Source organism: Acinetobacter sp. B-6, assembly GCF_056930735.1.
The window spans coordinates 229,019-248,112 of record NZ_JBXPBY010000007.1; the positions used below are offsets into that span (position 1 = coordinate 229,019).

At 40.5% G+C, this 19,094-nt stretch carries 15 protein-coding genes; all 15 read right to left on the reverse strand.

Annotation, left to right across the window (positions count from 1 at the left end):
• Nucleotides 1–429 precede the first annotated feature (429 nt).
• The gene (locus tag AC1Z3T_RS10815; RefSeq protein ID WP_100884709.1) at nt 430–1,587 is read right to left on the reverse strand and encodes a fimbrial protein; all 1,158 of its coding nucleotides are present in this window, start codon (nt 1,585–1,587) and stop codon (nt 430–432) included.
• A gap of 3 nt (nt 1,588–1,590) precedes the next feature.
• Nucleotides 1,591–4,146: a fimbria/pilus outer membrane usher protein gene (locus tag AC1Z3T_RS10820; RefSeq protein WP_100884708.1), complete on the reverse strand. Its 2,556-nt coding sequence runs from the start codon at nt 4,144–4,146 to the stop codon at nt 1,591–1,593.
• 27 nt (nt 4,147–4,173) lie between these two features.
• Entirely contained in the window at nt 4,174–4,884 is a 711-nt protein-coding gene (locus AC1Z3T_RS10825) for a fimbrial biogenesis chaperone (RefSeq protein WP_009586491.1), read from the reverse strand.
• A 33-nt stretch (nt 4,885–4,917) separates the two neighbouring features.
• Nucleotides 4,918–5,523: a fimbrial protein gene (locus AC1Z3T_RS10830; RefSeq protein WP_100884707.1), complete on the reverse strand. Its 606-nt coding sequence runs from the start codon at nt 5,521–5,523 to the stop codon at nt 4,918–4,920.
• 847 nt (nt 5,524–6,370) lie between these two features.
• Nucleotides 6,371–8,794 (reverse strand): glucose/quinate/shikimate family membrane-bound PQQ-dependent dehydrogenase, encoded by a 2,424-nt coding sequence (locus tag AC1Z3T_RS10835; RefSeq protein WP_005030547.1) that lies wholly within the window; start codon nt 8,792–8,794, stop codon nt 6,371–6,373.
• 16 nt (nt 8,795–8,810) lie between these two features.
• Complete coding sequence (locus tag AC1Z3T_RS10840) at nt 8,811–10,139, reverse strand: carbohydrate porin (RefSeq protein WP_058972034.1); 1,329 nt, start codon at nt 10,137–10,139, stop codon at nt 8,811–8,813.
• Nucleotides 10,140–10,155: 16 nt separating this feature from the next.
• On the reverse strand, nt 10,156–11,616 hold the full coding sequence (locus tag AC1Z3T_RS10845; protein ID WP_100884706.1) for a right-handed parallel beta-helix repeat-containing protein: 1,461 nt from the start codon (nt 11,614–11,616) through the stop codon (nt 10,156–10,158).
• Between the two features lie 20 nt (nt 11,617–11,636).
• Nucleotides 11,637–12,416: a type I 3-dehydroquinate dehydratase gene (aroD, locus tag AC1Z3T_RS10850; protein WP_404975892.1), complete on the reverse strand. Its 780-nt coding sequence runs from the start codon at nt 12,414–12,416 to the stop codon at nt 11,637–11,639.
• A 235-nt stretch (nt 12,417–12,651) separates the two neighbouring features.
• Nucleotides 12,652–13,281: a protocatechuate 3,4-dioxygenase subunit alpha gene (gene pcaG, locus AC1Z3T_RS10855; RefSeq protein ID WP_004828630.1), complete on the reverse strand. Its 630-nt coding sequence runs from the start codon at nt 13,279–13,281 to the stop codon at nt 12,652–12,654.
• Between the two features lie 11 nt (nt 13,282–13,292).
• On the reverse strand, nt 13,293–14,018 hold the full coding sequence (gene pcaH / locus AC1Z3T_RS10860) for a protocatechuate 3,4-dioxygenase subunit beta (RefSeq protein WP_004828629.1): 726 nt from the start codon (nt 14,016–14,018) through the stop codon (nt 13,293–13,295).
• 10 nt (nt 14,019–14,028) lie between these two features.
• On the reverse strand, nt 14,029–14,442 hold the full coding sequence (gene pcaC / locus AC1Z3T_RS10865; RefSeq protein WP_004828626.1) for a 4-carboxymuconolactone decarboxylase: 414 nt from the start codon (nt 14,440–14,442) through the stop codon (nt 14,029–14,031).
• Nucleotides 14,443–14,473: 31 nt separating this feature from the next.
• Entirely contained in the window at nt 14,474–15,826 is a 1,353-nt protein-coding gene (pcaK, locus tag AC1Z3T_RS10870; RefSeq protein ID WP_100884704.1) for a 4-hydroxybenzoate transporter PcaK, read from the reverse strand.
• 41 nt (nt 15,827–15,867) lie between these two features.
• Nucleotides 15,868–16,647 carry a 3-oxoadipate enol-lactonase gene (gene pcaD, locus AC1Z3T_RS10875; RefSeq protein ID WP_100884703.1) on the reverse strand — a complete coding sequence of 260 codons (780 nt, stop codon included), beginning with the start codon at nt 16,645–16,647 and terminating at the stop codon, nt 15,868–15,870.
• Nucleotides 16,644–18,002: a 3-carboxy-cis,cis-muconate cycloisomerase gene (pcaB, locus tag AC1Z3T_RS10880; protein WP_309457558.1), complete on the reverse strand. Its 1,359-nt coding sequence runs from the start codon at nt 18,000–18,002 to the stop codon at nt 16,644–16,646. The genes pcaD and pcaB overlap by 4 nt, the downstream gene beginning before the upstream one ends.
• 8 nt (nt 18,003–18,010) lie before the next feature.
• On the reverse strand, nt 18,011–19,094 hold a 1,084-nt coding region (gene pcaF / locus AC1Z3T_RS10885), incomplete at its 5' end, for a 3-oxoadipyl-CoA thiolase (protein ID WP_483396651.1).

Here is a 19,094-nt window from a genome sequence, read left to right on the forward strand (position 1 = left end):
TCATATCCATCGAACTTTATGTTTTTTATCAAAATTTTTAGAAGATTTTATGATCCATTTATTTTGTAAGTTTGAATCATCGATGGTCTTTCTATCGTGAGGCGGCATGGTTGCCTGAGTTGTTCAAAGGCGATATGAGCAAAAACAAAGCACTGCTTTGTTTGCAGCGCAAGATCCCTGTTAAAGAAAAATTTTTGCTCTCTTTTCATCTCTAAAAAGTAAGGTATCGCTTACACAAATCCATATAAACTTTAGAAGCAAAGCGGAGCATTAAAAGGTTTATATCATTCGACACTATTTTTATCGTATTGAAGTAATTAATCAATAGAAATAATATCTTACGGTATGCATTTTTTAACAAATCAAACATCGAAGTCAGTTTCTTATACGCAAAAAGCTAAAAATGAATATTTTTAGCTTTTGATTGATTTATTGATAGTCTATTGAAACTGTTGCCTGAGTCTGCACATAACCTGGTGTTGCTGTTGCTAAAGTCCGGTAATATCGTGCTTTTAATGTTTTCATAAATGTCGTTGCAGTTGAACCAACAGGAATCGAGTAAAAAGGGCTTTGTGCCCCAATCGCCAATGGCACATCGGTACTGTCTCTTAACTGCACATCGACATTACTGCGATTTGCTAAACTCGGTGAATTTTTTAAAATTCCGTTGTTATTTATATTGCTTGGCGTATAGCTGTCAGTGATCGTTGCCAATAGAACTTTGTTTGGCATTGCTGCGGTACAATTAATATTGACATTAAAAGCTTGTTCATTGGCTGTTTGATTACTATTCAATGTTGCCGTCGGCACAGGTGCCAAATTCACCACTTGATTGAGCATGGTACACGTAGGTAGTACAAAGTTCATTTTAACGTCTATATATATTTCTGTTGCTCCCACTTTTGGCGTACCACTGGGCATAATCGTCGAACCATTATAATCATCATATTTATAATTAATTGTTCCTAGATGAATTCTGACTGTTGCATTATTTAAAGCATCGATTATTGCTGCTGAAGGTTTAGTTATAGACAATAACTTTAAATTAAATACTGGATTTCTCACATCTGAATTCGTCGCTCCAGTATTTGTAGCGCCTCTAAAATATGCTTCACCACCAATCAATACAGGCGTACCTAAACCCGTATTGGGTAAAATATTATAATCTGTATTCAATGCAATTATATTTTGAACCATTGGAGGGCTATTATTATTGTCCTGTAAAGAAAAAGATATTTGAACATTACTCGTCAACCAAATTTTAGCCGCAGCAAGCGTTACCGGATTAGCATTCGAACCAGTTATCGTTACGGTAGGTCCTACACTAAAAGGGCTACTCCCTACTAAATCAGTATTCCCCGTCGTAGCTCTAAAACTAGAACGAATTGCTACAGGATTAGAGCAATTTTTAACTGATGGTGCTGAAGTAGTATCATTGAATGTTTGATTATATGGAAAACTATTGATTGTCCCACTCACACGATTGAAAGTCACAGAATTATATGTTGTACAATTTGCAACTGCTGCCAACCCGGATTGAGAAAATATCAATATAAATGGAGCTGATAACCAAAATAACTTCTTCATGATCTATTTACACTCCACATTGATAATATTGAAATTTTCTGTATTTTTTTGTGTTAACAATGACTTAGATATCGGTTCAATCTTACACTGTTGATTGGCTTCAGCTCCCCAAACTACAGATGTATCATGCAATAATGCCTCTTGTTTATCTACGATCACTTGGCTAGATGCACCCACAATACCCAATACATTGCCCTGTTCATCCTTTAATTGACTGCCCATCGCAATTTGTGAGTCTAAAGCGTAACGAATACGCAGTAAAATATTACTTGATTTATTGGCTTTAAATTCAGTAAGTTGTGAACTATATCTACGTGGAATCACTTCAGTTTGGTTAGATTCCAAAGTCACATTTGCAGGCAAATCAGCAGGGTCAAGCGTGATTAAATTTTTACTGTATGGTGTGTTGTATGGATAAATCGCATTTCCAAAGCGATCAACTTTTACCCCCCAAGCATTTGAAACAACAGCGCCCATCCCCTCTTCCGCATGCACAATAGTGTAAGTGTCAGGCAACGTATTGACTGGGGTAATCCCAAAACGATGGGCAACAACAGCACCTTGTGCGGATAAAGAATACTGGGTATTGTTTTGATTGGTTGAAAGGGTTGCGCCTAGATTCACGGCAGGCAATAAATAATTAATGTTGCCATTAAATAAGGTATCGTGCTGATTATTGATCACCCCTGCACCAAAGTTTAATTCATTATGTGCACCCAAGACCCCTGATAGACTGACATTTGAAGTGGTATTTGAATCTTGGTCATGCTGAACACTGGCATTCAGTGACATATTTTTCTTGCGCCAATCGAGTGGAACGGTCATGGAAAAATAAATAGTATCGCCTCGTTTACGCGCATGATCTGAATAGTCGGTACGTGATAAGCCAAGGTTATAACTTATTCTGTTCCATGTATTGGCATAACTCAGGTTATATTGATAATAATCTTGGCTGTCATCCCAATAGTTATTTTTACGAACTGCTAAATTAAAATTACCGAGACGTGTATTTGGGAATGACTTGGAAACACTGATGCCCATATTTTGTTTTAGATTATAATTATACAAAAAGTCATCATACTCACGATCAGTTAAATCAGCCAAATTACGCTGATACAAATGTGAGGAAATACTCATATATTCACGGTCATAAGCCGAATAATCTGCATAAAAATTTAGATTTTGAGCTAGCCAATCATAACGATAATTCAGACTGTATTTTTGCCCACGATAATCCTTACGATATAGTTCAGATTCAGTATGCTCTATAGAAGCAGTTACGCCACCAAGTAGTGTATTAGTAGATATTGCCAGCAAGCCACTGGCATAGTCATCACTAAAATTTGCACCTGCACCAATGGTCAAGGCATTATTGATCCCGTAATTAAAACTGCCTTGAAACAATTTATCATGGGTTGTTTCATGACGCGTGCGATAACGACCACCCGCAACACTGTAGTTATAACGACCTTGACGCACTAAATCATAATTGCTTTGCATCGGAACATTAAAGCTTCTTCTTTCACCGCCTGTTTCAGTAATTTCAACGGTTAAATCTCCTGAAGTTGCCGTATTTAAATCAGTAATACGAAATGCACCAGCAGGTACGGTACGCTCATAGATTTTTTGACCACTTTGATAAATTCTGACCAATGCATTGGTATTGGCAAAATTTTCAATTACAGGGGCATACTGCCGAGCTGACCACGGTAACATTTCCTGATCAGACGCCAATTGTGCACCTACAATGGGTAAATTATCCAAACGATAAGTTGTGGTATTAAATTGACCTAAACTTAAACGTGATTTTAATCGGGTCATATCGCGATATAACACGTTTTGATCAGAATAATAGTGCCCCAAACCTGAGTTTTCAGACTCAAATGCACCTGCATGTCGGTAGTACCAACCCGCAATATTTAATCCCCCATTTAATCCCAAGTATTTACTTTCTCGATCTTCATCACGGTTATAGTTAAATGCATAACCAATAAAACTTGAATTTACCCCTTGATTAAATAATGCTGGATCAATATATCCTTCTGGACGTTCGACTCGTATTGCTTGAGGAATGGAAACATTCAGTTTTAATTGAGATAAATCAAAGTCATAATAGGCATCAGCATTGACTTGTTTAATGGTTCGACATGGCATTTCAGTTAAACTTTTACGAAACGCTGGTATTAAATCAAATTGATTTAATAAATTCGTATCTACACAAAGCACAGCCGAACGTTGCCCATCCAAATGATCAAAGCGGACTTCCTGATTACCGATCACTTGCTTATTGACCGACAACTCAACTAGATATTTACCAGGCGCAACGAAGTTTTTAACTTCAAAATTACTCAAAGAAACATTACGGTCATTACCAAATAACGACGCCGAATTGAAAGTCACTAAAGCATTATTTTGCGCAACCAATTGTGTATTGTCTTGAGCAATCAAATGTTGATTGTCTTGTGCGAGCAAATTTTGTTGATTTTCTTCAGCTGACACCTGCAAAGCAATCGCAGACAACAGCATTAAGCAGAGCTCGCTTTTTTTAAAATTTAGCATGCTAAACGATCCATTATTACTGTTTTATTACTGCATGACGGCTTCGAATGTTTGTACTGCGCCTAGATCATTGACAATTTCATAGGATATTTTTTTTGTTGTGAGATCGGGGATAAAATTTTTTAAACTACGGCTACTAAAAGGCTCTAACATGATGGCATCTTCGCCTGAGTTAAAAGCATGATTTTTTCCACTTTCCACTTGTAAGACCGTAATGTAATACGGTGTTGGATTACTGATGGTCAAACTATTTATAGAACGATCTAGTTTAAATTGAAGGCTTTTTTGTGCATGATCTGCTTTCATTGCCAACTGTGTTGGACGATAAAATAATTTAACGCGTGTCCGTACCGTAAATGACAAATGATTTTTATCAGCTAAATTCGGGTCACTCGGTGGAATATCTAAAATATTAAACCAATAAATTGACTCTCGATCTTTTGCCAATTTTGATGTGTCTAAGGGGATAATTCGAATAATTTGCCCTTTATTTGGTTCAATGCGAACTAAAGGTGGATTAAGTACAAATGGGACTTCTTCTGCCTGAGGGGTTTTCTTTGGATCGCCATTATCAATCCAAGCTTGTACCAATGCAGGTGTGTCATATATGTTTCTGAGTTGGACATTTACACTTTTAGACTGAGCAGGGAAAATTATACGTGTACCATCTATAGACACCCCAGCATAAGCAAGTGGCATGGTTAAGAATACACATATAGCAGCTTGTAGATAACGCATAATATTCCCCTTCACAATTTAAGCAAACACAGATTAGTTATATTGCAATGTATAATTTACAGTTGCTGTCACATTCTGCGCATCTACAGAACCAGTTTTAGTGAAGTAGCGTGCTTTATAAGTCATGGTTGCAGTGCCAGTACCATCTGCTGCAAGCCCTTTGATCGCACTTTTTGCTTGTGTACCCCAAGCTTGTGAGTAATCTACAGGTGTATCTGCATCAGTTAAAATTTGAATAAATACTGGCTTAGCAGATGAAGCATCTGTTGACTTGTTTACTAAAGCTGTTTTTTCTGTTGCATCATAATCCGCAGCCGCCGCTGTTTCTAAAAACAAACCTTTAAGTGCTTTATTTGTTGCCGCATCACAGCCACCTGTACCTCCACCATTTTTAAGTTGTAGGTCAAAGCTTTTCGTTGCAGCAGATTGGTTTGCTGTTGTAAAAGTAGAAGTTGGAACTGTATCTAGAGTCACGATAATATTTTTAGAGCCAGCAGTGCCTGGACCTGACCCAGTTAATGTACATGTGCTATCCGTCACTACACCATTGACAGTGATTGTGCCGTCTACAGCAAAAGTATGTGTACATGCCAAACCTAAAACTAACGCACTTACTGTCGATAAAGATAAACTTTTCATGCAATAAACCTCATTGGATTTTAATAAAAAATAGTACTGAATTATTATTTTGTTCACCTATATTTATTAACAGTAAGGTTCACTTAATTAATAATTCCAAATTTGTGAATCTAGTTACTATTTATTTAAAACTACCTTGTTATAAAAAAATAACAATAGTTCAAAAATAAATCAGGAACTTCACTCTGATTCAAATGATACATCTGTCACATTTTTTTTGATTGATTTATTGTCATACTAATACATTACTTTTTATCATTTATTTATTTTATTCATATAATACAATAAAATACAAACAACTTTCCGCTGTTAAATTTTTAAAAAATCTATTTGATTTAAATTTAAGCAATCAAGAAAATATTTTTATAATTGACGAATGATGAAGAGATTATAATATTTTAGTTAAGCTAATTAATTTATTTTCATTTTAACTTAAACTAAATTATTAATAGAAATTTAAAAATACAATTGTATTTAAAAAACAACTAAACATTATAATTTTATTAACATAACCATTATTTACTTTTACCTTAATTAATTACCAATTTAAAAAAATAAATTATTGATCTATTTAATTTAATGACATTTCTGTAATCATTCAAACAGTAAGTTTAACTAAAATTTAAGGAAAAAATTAAAACCTAAATCACATTCTAGATTAAAATAGATCTAGCATCCTGATTCAAAAAATAATTATAAATTCATGATTTTATTAAATTTTTAAATATAATGAAAAAAATTAAAGTCTTATTCATTATTTGTTAATGATCCAAGCTATTTAGGAAAACTCATAAAAAAACTGCAATCGATCCCGATTGCAGTTTTTGCTACTGTTTAAAATAAAGACTTATTTCAAACTATATGCAATCACATAGTCACCATGATCAGGTGATTGACGCGCTCCACCTGCTGTGATCATGACATATTGTTTGCCTGTTTTCGGAGATACATAGCTGATCGGTGTGCCTTGGCTACCCACAGGTAAGCGTGCTTTCCAAAGCTCTTTACCAGAAGATGAGTCCAAAGCGCGTAGGTAGTAATCTTGCGTTGCAGCAAAGAATACCAAACCACCTTGCGTTGCCATTGGACCACCAATGGTTGGCATTCCAATCGGTGCTTTCAGCCCCATCTTAATCCCCATCGGTCCAGTATCTTCTACTGTTCCCATTGGTACTTGCCATGCAATTTGACGAGTTTTCATATCAATCGCAGTCATGGTGCCATAAGGCGGTTTTTGGCATGGAATATTCAACTTCGACCAGAAACGATCTTTATTGACTTTATACGGCGTACCTTTCATCGGTACTGCACCCATCCCAGTATTGACCTTCTCACCACCATTTGCCTGTTTAGCCAAATCTTCAGGTGTTTGTTCAATCAACTGAATCCATAAACCTAAGCGCATGTCATTGACAAACATATATTGATGACTTGGATCGAAAGCAATACTGCCCCAGTTCATACCACCGAGAGAGCCTGGGAAACTTAACGATTTATCTTTACCCGGTGCAGTATATAAGCCTTCATAACGCATTGATTTAAAGTTGATACGACACATCAATTGATCAAATGGTGTAGCGCCCCACATATCCGATTCAGTAATGGTTTGATTACCAATCTGCGGCATTTCAACAGAGCGAGGTTGTGTCGGACTATATTGTTCACCTTGAATATCTGCTGGCTTGACAGCTTGCTCAATCACCTTGGTTAAAGGTTGCCCCGTCAAACGATCCAAGACAAAAAACTGACCGGATTTCGTTCCAATCACCACAGCAGGTTTATTCGAACCATCTTTCATTGGGAAATCGACCAAACTCGGTTGCATCGGTAAATCAAAATCCCATAAGTCATTATGAACAGTTTGATAAACCCACTTTTCCTTGCCCGTAGTCGCATCCAAAGCCAAGACAGATGAATTGTATTTATGGTCCAACGGTTGGCGATTGCCACCCCAAACATCCACAGAAGAACTGCCCATCGGCAAGAATACCGTATTCATTTGCGGGTCATAAGACATCGCAGCCCATGAGTTTGCTGAACTGCGTTTATACGTTTCACCTTCTTTTAACACATGGTTTGGATCTGGATTACGTGGATCAAAAGCCCAACGCAATTGCCCTGTAATCACATCATAAGCGCGGATCACACCACCGGGCATATCTGCTGCAAAGTTATCCGCAATTCGACTTCCCACGACAATTACTGTACCTGCGATGGTTGGTGCTGAGGTTACTTCAAATCGTGGTGCAGTGGTTCCCTCACCCAAACCTTTGAGTAAGTCTACAGTACCATCCACCCCGAAATCTTTACAGCGTTCACCTGTATCCGCATTGACTGCGATTAAGCGACCATCAGGCGTGTTGGTATAAACACGACGCAAACATGAGGTATTGTTTGCCACAGCTTGAACAGGCGTAGCACCTGCCAAAGTTGGCTGAACCAATGCTTGGGTTGAATCAAAATAAGCCACACCACGGCAACGTTCCCACGCATCAGACTTAGAATTCACTTCAGCTTTCCAAAGTTGTTTTCCTGAATCTGCTTCTAAGGCAAAAATGTTATTGTGCGGTGTACATAAGTAGATCTTATTGCCGACTTGCAATGGGGTCATTTGATCTTCAGCACCATTGCCTGTACCTGTAGTAAAATCACCTGTACGGAAACGCCATGCTTCTTTTAACTGATGTACATTATCTCGAGTGATTTGATCTAATGCAGCGAAACGGCTTCCCCCTGCATCCTGCCCATAATGTTGCCAGTTGGTTTGTTTCATGTCTGTTTTAACAGGAACCAAGGGCAATGCCTGCCCCGTTGCAGCAACCGTTGGATGTGGTTGGAACATCTGATAAAGTCCAATCAGCATCCCAACAACAGTCACAACACCCAAGCCATAAGCGGGTAGACTCATGCTCGGTTGAGCTTGATAACGGCGAATGGCTGGTAAACTAAACATCAATGCTGCAAATAAGCCTGCTGGAAACATCAGTCTTGAGAATAAAGGCCAAAACTCCCAACCTGCGTCAATCAAAGCCCAAATCAATGTACCGATAAAAACCAGACTGAATAAGCCGACACCGATCACTTTTTTCTTAAAGATGAAAATCGCAGAAGCTAAGGTCAGTACGCCAGAGATCACGAAATACCATGATCCCCCCAAGGTCACCAGTTTTATCCCACCCACTGTAAAAAACAGTCCTGTGAGTAATAAAGCCAATGCTAAAATAAAACACCATATTTTCAGTATAGTATGTGAGTTCGAAGATTCAGACATACGTCATACTCCTAGATTAGAAATTTACACGCATGCTTAAACCTGCAACCCATGCATCATCCACTTCTTTAACACCTGCGGGTTGATGAATATATTGTAGATTTGGTCTGAGCATGACCGCTGGTGACCATTGGTAGGTATAGTTCAGTTCAATATTTAACTCATCACGTTGAACAGGAACATAGTCTGCTGCAAATGCATCGTATTCGTCATAACCACGACTATTATTCAGCGCAATTTGACGGTCTTTATAACGATCATTCACCACATAATTGGCAATACCAAAACCAATAGAATCATTTGGACGACCATCAAATGGTCCTTTGTACCAAAGCGCCAATTGTTGTGTGCTTTGGACTGCTGTGGTGGCTTTATCATTCACCACGACATTCACACTGGCATATAAACCACGTTTAGGATCATTGCCTTTTTGGCTCAATTGTTGTTGTGCATTCAACCAAAAACTGTGTTTACCGTCATGTACTTTACCCGTGGTTGCAATATCATTGGCTTCAGCAGTCGAATAAAGTGCACCAACCTTGTATTCACCTGCTAGATCATCAAATACTGCCAGTTTCGGTCGCCAAGCCAGTTCGACTGGAATCGTCGCACCTTTGACATTATTCATATCCAAATTAAAGCCATCACTGTTTTTGGCGGTTTTAATATTGTCTGGATTTACTTCATAGACACCCACACCCAGTGTCCAATCTGGCGCAAATTGATATTTAACATTGGTTCCCCATAGCCCCACAGGTAAGTTGTACCAAATGGAGCCAATAGATTTTCCAAGCTGTCCGCCACATAGTAATAAATTCTGGAATTCACACTGTGAACCATTGAAGTCGTCAGACATGCCCATACGCCCAATCTTGAATTGAACTGTATTGTCAGCAAATCCTTTTTTGACCCATGCTTGAGTCAGGCGCCAAATTTTACCTCGACCATAAATTTCTTGTGAATTTCCCAATGCACTCGAACGAGGATCTTTAATACGATCCAAAGTCAAAGCATTGCCATCACGCTTGGTGATTAAAATATTGGCGGTGGTATTGTCCCACCCTGCTATTTTCTCTAGATCAAAATTTGCACCTAACGCCAGTTGCGCTGCATTTTTAAAAGTATTGCTATCGTTATAACCGCCATCTAAATTGGTGGCTGCTTGGCTCATAATAGAAGCAGTAAATTTATAACCTTGTTTTTCCAGTTGTTGACGCTCACCATTCCAATCACCCAATAACCACTGACGATCCTGTGACCACGGTTGATTCGCAAAGCTGTGCTGAACAGTACAAAGCGCAACAGTCAAGCAACTCAGTTTGATCAAAAATCTTTTTGAATTCATCTCAAGCTCCTGATTGTTATTTTAATTTCACAGCTGAACTGAGTTCAGAAGTTGCACCCAAACGATCTGTAATATTTGCAGTAACAGATGCGACTTTATTGGTCGGTTTCCATAAAAGCTTGGCTAGACCTTGTCCATTGGTCGCAGCAACAGCTGAACCTAAATAAAATTCTGCTTCATTTGAGCTCGCTGAAGTGTTTCCAAAGAACTCAATCTGATAACGTTGATTTGGTTGCCCCTTGACTTCAACCGTAACTTGACCTTTGGCATAGCTTAATTTAGGTGCTTGAATGCCTTGATTTGGTTGAGCATTACAACCTTGCTCATTCGGCTGTTGACAAGTTTTCTGTAAATTTGCAGGATCAATCTTGACACCATGACCACGTGAACCCACAAAGTGCACATGCTCCAATCCCGGAATATCAAAAATAATCGCACCTACACGTTGATTAGGTACACAACTCCCCCCCGCTTCACAGCGCTTAATGTCTTGACCGTTATTCCAAATTTGGTTCTTGGTAAGCGTGATGTGTGCATTGGCATCTTTTTCAGAACGAATCGCAATACCAACACGGTTTCCATGGACTTTATTGCTGTCAAAAATATTGCCATCGCCTGTTAAGTTAAAACCATTCGAGTTATTGGTCAGTTCATTGTAAGCAATATAATTTCGCTTGCCCCAGTTGATCTGCAAGCCATCTGAATAGTTTTCAAACTTATTGCCCACCACAGCATTGTCATTGCCCCATAAAATCTCAATACCTTGCGATGGCTCTGGATTTGCAGATGTTGAAATAAAGTGATTATTTGCAACCAAGTTAAATGCTGCACCACGGGTTAATTCAAGCCCATCACCATTGTCTTGGAAATAATTATTCAGTACTTTATTGTTATTGGTGGTGGTTGCAGTAGGGTTGCCCTTACCATCATCTCCTGTCAACATCACGCCTGCACCACCATAGTTATGCATAATACGGTTATTTTGAATCAGGTTATTACTGGCACGATTCATTAAAATACCAATACAGAAACGGCGAATTTCTACACCTTGAATGGTGACCCCGTTGATATCACGCAAAACCAAGCCTGGTAAAGTTGTGGTACGCACATTGGTACCAAACTGCCCTTCAACCGCTCCCGGACAAGCTTCAACACCTGTCCCTTTAATATAATTTGAACCATCAATGGCGATAAATTCACCTGTTTTCGCCCATTGGGTTCCCGTAATTTTTACGGGTGCTTTAATCTCAGGTAAAGGACTATTCACCTTGATGGTATAAGGTGCTGTCCCAACCGCTTGAATCAAAATCTCACTGGCCTCAGTCGGTTTGGCATTTGCCTGTTCAATTGCCCAACGCAATGAACCTTTTTCACTGTCATCCTGATAACGGTCTACCACATAGCTTTCAGCCATCGTTAAACCAGAAACTGCAAGCCCCATCGCCAATGCGCTTAAACGTAAAGAAATCAATTTCATGTCTTAAAAGTCCTTTTAAATTATGGTGTAGGTTGAACAGTTTTCAATAACTGCTTCAATTGGGTTACATCAATTTGACCAGGTGCAGAAGCTTCACCGATCATGCCGAAGCTAAAGCTTCCGCCCATATTTGCCGTAGCAATTCGAGAAATAGTGCCCAACTTGCCCATCGACATGGTCAATAATGGCTTTTTGGATTGTTGACTCACTTTTAAAGTGGCATTCATTAAGGTAAATACATCTTGTTTGCTTTGTGGCATCACTGCGATTTTTAAAATATCTGCACCAAGCTCATCCTGTTTAAGCAAACGTTGAATGATCTCATCTTCATTGGGTGTCTTTTTAAAATCGTGATTCGACATCACAATCAATACTTTTTTGGCATGTGCCAGTTTTACGATATTGTTTACGGCTTGTGGATCTCGGAACATCTCCACATCTAACATGTCCATAAATGGCTGCTTTAAATAAGCTTGATAAGTTTTTGCATAATCCGCATCAGTGATGGTCAACTGCCCACCTTCATTGTGTGTGCGAATGGTAGCAATCATCGGCTTGGTGCCTAAAATCTGTTTAAGTTGATGCCCCAAAGCAATCACTTGTTGTGTGTTGTTGGCAAAGTCGAGCAAGTCGATACGGAATTCCGCTAAATCTGCATCGGGATTACTTGCAATCACTTTGGCTTGCACCAAGGCTTGTTCTTGAGTTTTGGCAGTAATCGGTACAATCGTTTTCACTGGAAGTTTTGCCAGTTCAGATAATTCAACACGCTGTACTGGAAGTGTTTGTGCTTGTGTCATTTGCAATGTAAAAATTGGGCTCAATGCCAGCATCACTGCTGCAATTTTTTTTAATTTCATTTTCCATCTTCCTTAATAGATGATCTGTAATAAATAATTCGAATATAGATACTGTTTTAATGTCCTATGCTTTAAACCAATGTACTTAAATCGCATTCATCCTCCCTTTTTACGGGGAGGAAAATCATAAATTGATCAAACTCCATGATGATCAAAGTAAGATTTGACAAAATACTTAGATATCAAAAAATACCGTTTCATCTTCACCTTGAATACGAATATCAAAGCGATAGACGATTTCGCCATCAACTTCCGTACGTTTGGCAATGAGAGTCTGACGACGAGTCGCCCATTCAATGCTGTTTAAAACTGGATCATTGGCATTGGCATCTACTTCATCCTCAAAATAAATACGGGTATGTAGTCCAATGTTGATGCCACGTGCAAACAGCACCACGGCAATATGAGGTGCTTGAATCGAACCTTTACGTCCAGCTACAGCACCGGGTTTTACAGTTTCAAAATGCCAAAAACCTGTTTCAAAATTCGCACCTGTACGCCCCCAGCCTTGAAAATGTGGATCTACAGTTTTGCCTTGGGTATCTGCCTGACTTGGATAAACACCATTGCTATCTGCTTGCCAGATTTCCAGTAACACATCTCTTAATGGCAAACCCAGTCCGTCAAAAACTTGACCTTCCAGGCGAATACGTTGCCCTTGAGTTTTGTCATTGGTCAATTGGTGATTAAAGTTGTGTTCAAACACTTCAATATTGGCTTGTTGAGGCAATAAGCCAATATGAACATAAGGACCACCTGTTTGAGATGGGGTCTCTTTCAGTTCTTGAAAATTCCATGCGTTCATCGTATACACCCTTAAGTCAAATCATTTTCAAAATAAGTCGCACGACGACCACGAAGATGAATATCAAAGCGGTAACAACGGCTATCCGCTTCAATAAAGTTGTTTTTATCTTCGAGTGCGATCAGGGCACGACGCTGATCTTCAGAAGGAATCGTTTTTAAAATTGGGCAGCTATCAATCAGCGTATCGCCTTCAAAATAGAACTGCGAAATTAAGCGCTGTGCCCAACCATCTGCAATCAATGAAAAATGGATGTGCGCTGGACGCCATTCATTGATACGGTTACGCCACGGATAAGGACCCGGTTTAATGGTACGAAAAATGAAGAATCCATTTTCATCAGTTAAAGTACGACCACAGCCACCAAAGTTTGGATCCATCGCGCCGATAAACTTATCATTTGGATGACGATAACGCCCTGAAGCATTGGCTTGCCAAACTTCTAACAAGGCATTTTTGACTGGACGACCAAACTGATCACGAACATAGCCATGGACAATAATACGTTCACCGACTGGTAAACCGTCTTTGGCATAGTTCAAAATCAAATCGTTGTCTTTCGCACCAAAAAGATTGGGGGAAAAATGTGGTGAGGTCACTTCTGTCAAGGTTTCATTAATCGAAATCAATGCATTTTTTGGCGAGCGTAATACACTGGTTTTATAGCCCGGTGTATATGCTGGCGGATGATCATCGGTGTTACGTTGTGGATATGCACCCAATGTATGACTTAACATGCTGGTCTCCTTAATCTTGTAGTGGTGTCGCAATAGGCTGCACTTCGATACCCAGCTCTTTAAAAACGTCTTCAGCCATATGCATTGCTGCATTTGCTGCTGGCAAACCTGCATATAATGAACTATGCAAAATCAATTCTTTAAGTTCATCCTTGGTCACACCATTGTTGAAACAAGCACGTAAATGCATTCTGAGTTCATCCTCTCGTCCCAATGCCAATAAAATGGCAATGGTCACTAAACTACGTGTATGACGAGGTAGACCTTCACGAGACCATACTTCACCCCATGCAAATCGACTGATAAAATTCTGGAAGTCTTGATTAAAATCATTTAGGTTCGCTAAAGAGCGGCCGACATGTTGTTCACCAAGTACTTCGGTACGGACTTTAAGCCCTTGTTGATAGCGTTGATCATCATTCATTGACGTTATTCCTCATCTAGAAAAATGAGCATTAGGTTGCATCGGTATGAGCAACCAAAGATTTAACAAAAATAGCGATGGCTGCTGCGGTTGCTGGAATCATGAGCAAACTGAGAATGGCAGTAAAAGACCAATCATTGCCCAATAAAACAGCCCCGATCCATGCACCAAACACAGCACCAAATCGTCCAATACCCGTCATCCAAGCAACTCCTGTTGCACGGCATTGCGTTGGGTAAAAACGAGCACTTAAAGCAGGCATAGAAGATTGCGCACCATTGATGGCTATCCCAGCACATAACACCAATAGTGCCAGTAAAGTTGGATTGCTTAGGCTTTGCCCCACAGCGACTGCAAACAAACCTGCGATAAAATAGAAAGCAGAAATAATGCGATTTGGATTAAAGCGATCCATCGCCCAACCAATAAATAAGGCACTCATCACACCACCGAACTGGAATAAACCACCGATAAATGCAGCTCGTTCCATGGTCGCGCCCGTTTCACGCATCAAGGTCGGTAACCAGCTGGTCAGCAAATAAATCACCACCAAGCCCATAAAATAGGTCGACCAAAGTAAGAGCGTGCCTTTGGCATATTGTTTTGAAAACAGGATACCGAATACATTTTTCTTTTCTGCAACAGCAGACTGCTCTTCTGGAATATGAAAGGTTTGCGCAGTTTTTACCTGCTCTGGTGCAATGTGGTTTAAAATTTTGCGAACCTTCTCGGTTGATTGTCCTTTGACAATCAAGAAGCGATAAGATTCTGGCAACACGAAAATGACCAATACCATGAGTATCAGTGGTGCGATTCCGCCCAGTAAAAATAGACTGTGCCAACCAAAGGTCGGGATTAACCAACTACTGATAAATCCACCAATCGCCATCCCCAAGTTATAACCGCAGAACATGCAGGTCACGAGCAATGAGCGAATGCGTTGTGGACAATATTCTGAGAACAAGGTAGTGGCATTTGGCATCGCCGCACCTAAACCAATACCTGTTAAAAAGCGTAATATCACAAGGCTGTTTAAGTCTTGTGCATAAGCAGATGCCAGTGTAAAACCACCAAAAATCAGCATCGAAATAGTCAAAACAATCTTGCGCCCAAAGCGATCTGCTGTAGGACCTGAAACCAATGCACCAATGATCATTCCACCCAGTGCTGCACTCATGACAGGTCCAAGTTGGGAACGATCAATGCCCCAATCTTGCGCCAAAGCAGGCGCAATAAAGCCCATTGCAGCAGTATCAATGCCATCGACAAATACGATGAGAAAACAAATAATTGCAATCATCCACTGATATTTACTGACAGGTGCATCATTGATCAGCGCCTGCGCATCCATACTCTTGTTTGGGGCAGCAAATTCCTGTGCCATAGTTGCCTCCTTGTAGGCGAATTCCTTTCTAACCCTTGCGGTTATATGCTTTGAATAAACTTAGACAGCGCCTGATTGAACACTTGAGGCTGTTCAATATTGGATAAATGGGAAGCTGCCAAGATTTCAAGCTGACTGTTTTGAACAAGTTGATGCATAAATTCTGCATCTTGAACTGTGGTGACAGGGTCATACTGCCCCGCAATAATCAATGTAGGTATTTGGATTTGATTTAGCTGATCGCGAACATCTGCATCTGCCAAAGCTCTACAGGCATTGGCATAACCTTGTGATGGTGTCATTGCTAAACTTTGAATGGTTTTTTGTGCCAATACATCATGGGCATAATCAAAATGCTCACTAAACCAACGGGTATGTGTCGTTTTTACGATTTCAGCTAAACCATGTTGCTCCACACTCTCCGCTCGACTGTTCCAAGCTTCGGCAGTGCCAATTTTTGCGGCTGAATTTGCTACGCTAATACTATGAAAACGTTCAGCATGATTCATCGCCAAAGCAAGCGCAGTAATCCCACCCATGGAAATACCACAGAAATGTGCTTTGGTAATGTTTAAAGCATCAAGGATATCCACTGCATCTTCAGCTAGATTTTGCAAGGTTGTGTGGGCAACCACCTCACTCTCACCATGACCACGTGTGTCATAAGTAATAATTTGATAATGCTCTGCGAATACAGCAACCTGTGCTTGCCACATCCCATGATCAGTTCCCAAAGAGTTGGAAAACATAATCACTGGAGCATCTTTCAAACCCTGTACTTGCACAGCAAGTTGGTGTCCTTGACGGTTATTGATCATCATGATCTTTGATCCTCTTGTGCGGCTTGCAGTACTGCATCAATTTGAGCCTGAATATTGCCCAAGTAAGATGTCGGGTTAAACAATGCTTGCAACGCCAGCTCATTGAAGTAGGTATTGACTTGATCCATCTCGGCTAATACCGTTTTTAAATGTTTCTGTTCAGCCACTGCTTGTTGACATGCTTGTTCAACCAAATGATGCGCATTTAAACGCCCAATTTTTACTGCAAGTGCCATCATGACTGCTTCTGCCATGATTAAACCTTGAGTACACTCAAGATTACGCTGCATGGCGACTGCATTTACTTGCATATGTGCCAATACATCATGTGTCCGTTCTAAAGCACCTGCGCATAACTGAAAAATTTCAGGAATTGCCAACCATTCAGCATGCCAAGCCCCTAAAGCACGTTCATGCTCTTGCACCATACTTTGGTAAACACTTGCCATCAAAGCAGGAACACGATTGGCTGCTGCAAGGATTGAAGCTGCTGCAACAGGATTACGTTTATGAGGCATCGTGGATGAACCACCGCGACCTTTTGCAGTTGGTTCAAAGACTTCGGCGATTTCAGTCTGCATCAGCAATGACCAATCTTTTGCCATTTTGCCGGCATTACCGACAATCAAAGCTAAAGCGCTGGCGATCTCAACCATGCGATCTCGCTCACCATGCCATGTACATATGGGTGCAGTTAAATTGAGTGTGTTTGCATAAGCTGCAACCACAGCGGAACCTTGATCTTGCAAAGAAGCCAACGAACCTACAGCACCTCCCAGTTGGGCGGTTAAAACTCGTTGTTGCATATGATTAAGACGTTCAAGATCACGTTGCAAAGCAGCCGCCCAACGTGCAAACTTATGTCCAAGCGTGATCGGTAAAGCCTGTTGTAACCATGTACGCCCAATCATGACTTGATCACGATATTGTTGTGCTTGCTTTAAGCAGACCTGATACGTCTGTTGCAATTGTTGCTCAATCAAGATCAATGCATCTCGACACTGCAAAATGGTTGCTGTATCAATAATATCTTGACTGGTTGCACCCCAATGTACATAACGGGCGGCATCTTCATCTTGCTGTTTAACTAAGGCTGTAAATTGCTTCACAAAAGGAATCGCAACATTTCCAGCCAAACCAGCTGCAACAGCCAATGCATCGATATCTATGTGCATTAAAGCATCTTGCCCAACGCTTTCAATGACGGTTGCTGCAGATTTTGGAATCACATTGACCTGTGCCTGCGCTTTTGCCAAAGCGACTTCGGCTTGAATCATATAACCCAATAAAGCTTGATCACTAAAGATCGCAGTGACATCAGGTTGATAAAATAAGCTGGCGTATAACTGGCTCATCACAGACCTCACTCGACACGTTGAATAATCATGGCGATACCTTGACCCACACCGATACACATTGAACACAAGGCATATTGCCCTTGAATCTGTTCAAGTTGGTTGAGGGCGGTTGTCACCAAGCGAGCACCTGATGCACCCAATGGATGCCCCAAAGCAATCGCACCACCATTCGGATTGACCCGTGCATCATCATCTGCCAAGCCTAAATCACGAGTCACTGCCAAAGCTTGGGCAGCAAAGGCTTCATTCAGCTCAATCACATCCATCTGCGCTAAACTCAGATTTGCCTGTTGAAGTAATTTCTTGATCGCTGGTGCAGGTGCAAAACCCATGATTCGAGGTTCTATTCCCACGGTTGTTGCTGCAATGATTTTGGCACGTGGTTTTAATTGATACTGTGCAACGGCTTGATCTGATGCGATCAGTAAAGCGGCTGCACCATCATTAATTCCTGAAGCATTGCCCGCAGTTACCGTACCTTCTGCTTTCACCACACCTTTTAATTTTTGCAAGGCTTGCAATGTGGTTGACGCTCGTGGATGCTCATCTTGATCCACCAGCAAATCATCACCTTTACGCTGAGGAATGGTCACAGCAACAATTTCTTGTTTAAAAAAGCCCTGTGCCTGTGCTGCTGCTGTACGTTGCTGGCTGTTCAATGCAAATTGATCTTGATCAGCACGGTTGATATTGAATTGCTCAGCCACATTTTCAGCCGTTTGTGGCATGGTTTCTACACCATACATGTCTTTTAGCTTTGGATTGATAAAGCGCCAACCCATGGTGGTATCTTCAATTTTTTGGCTACGCCCAAAAGCACTCTCGGATTTACCCATTACATAGGGTGCTCGACTCATGCTTTCCACACCACCAGCAATGATCAGATCGGCTTCATTGGCTTTAATCGCCCGTGCTGCCATCGCAATCGCATCCAGTGAAGAACCACATAAACGATTGACTGTAGTTGCAGGCACTTCAACAGGCAGCCCTGCCAATAATGCCGACATACGCCCCACATTTCGGTTGTCTTCACCTGCCTGATTGGCACAGCCATAAATCACATCGTCGACTTTTTGCCAGTCCACAGTC

Bases quoted from the DNA above. Each gene is read 5' to 3' on its own strand.
- AC1Z3T_RS10815 (WP_100884709.1), bottom strand. From the start codon at position 1,587: ATGAAGAAGTTATTTTGGTTATCAGCTCCATTTATATTGATATTTTCT.
- AC1Z3T_RS10820 (WP_100884708.1), bottom strand. From the start codon at position 4,146: ATGCTAAATTTTAAAAAAAGCGAGCTCTGCTTAATGCTGTTGTCTGCG.
- AC1Z3T_RS10825 (WP_009586491.1), bottom strand. From the start codon at position 4,884: ATGCGTTATCTACAAGCTGCTATATGTGTATTCTTAACCATGCCACTT.
- AC1Z3T_RS10830 (WP_100884707.1), bottom strand. From the start codon at position 5,523: ATGAAAAGTTTATCTTTATCGACAGTAAGTGCGTTAGTTTTAGGTTTG.
- AC1Z3T_RS10835 (WP_005030547.1), bottom strand. From the start codon at position 8,794: ATGTCTGAATCTTCGAACTCACATACTATACTGAAAATATGGTGTTTT.
- AC1Z3T_RS10840 (WP_058972034.1), bottom strand. From the start codon at position 10,139: ATGAATTCAAAAAGATTTTTGATCAAACTGAGTTGCTTGACTGTTGCG.
- AC1Z3T_RS10845 (WP_100884706.1), bottom strand. From the start codon at position 11,616: ATGAAATTGATTTCTTTACGTTTAAGCGCATTGGCGATGGGGCTTGCA.
- aroD (WP_404975892.1), bottom strand. From the start codon at position 12,416: ATGACACAAGCACAAACACTTCCAGTACAGCGTGTTGAATTATCTGAA.
- pcaG (WP_004828630.1), bottom strand. From the start codon at position 13,281: ATGAACGCATGGAATTTTCAAGAACTGAAAGAGACCCCATCTCAAACA.
- pcaH (WP_004828629.1), bottom strand. From the start codon at position 14,018: ATGTTAAGTCATACATTGGGTGCATATCCACAACGTAACACCGATGAT.
- pcaC (WP_004828626.1), bottom strand. From the start codon at position 14,442: ATGAATGATGATCAACGCTATCAACAAGGGCTTAAAGTCCGTACCGAA.
- pcaK (WP_100884704.1), bottom strand. From the start codon at position 15,826: ATGGCACAGGAATTTGCTGCCCCAAACAAGAGTATGGATGCGCAGGCG.
- pcaD (WP_100884703.1), bottom strand. From the start codon at position 16,647: ATGATGATCAATAACCGTCAAGGACACCAACTTGCTGTGCAAGTACAG.
- pcaB (WP_309457558.1), bottom strand. From the start codon at position 18,002: ATGAGCCAGTTATACGCCAGCTTATTTTATCAACCTGATGTCACTGCG.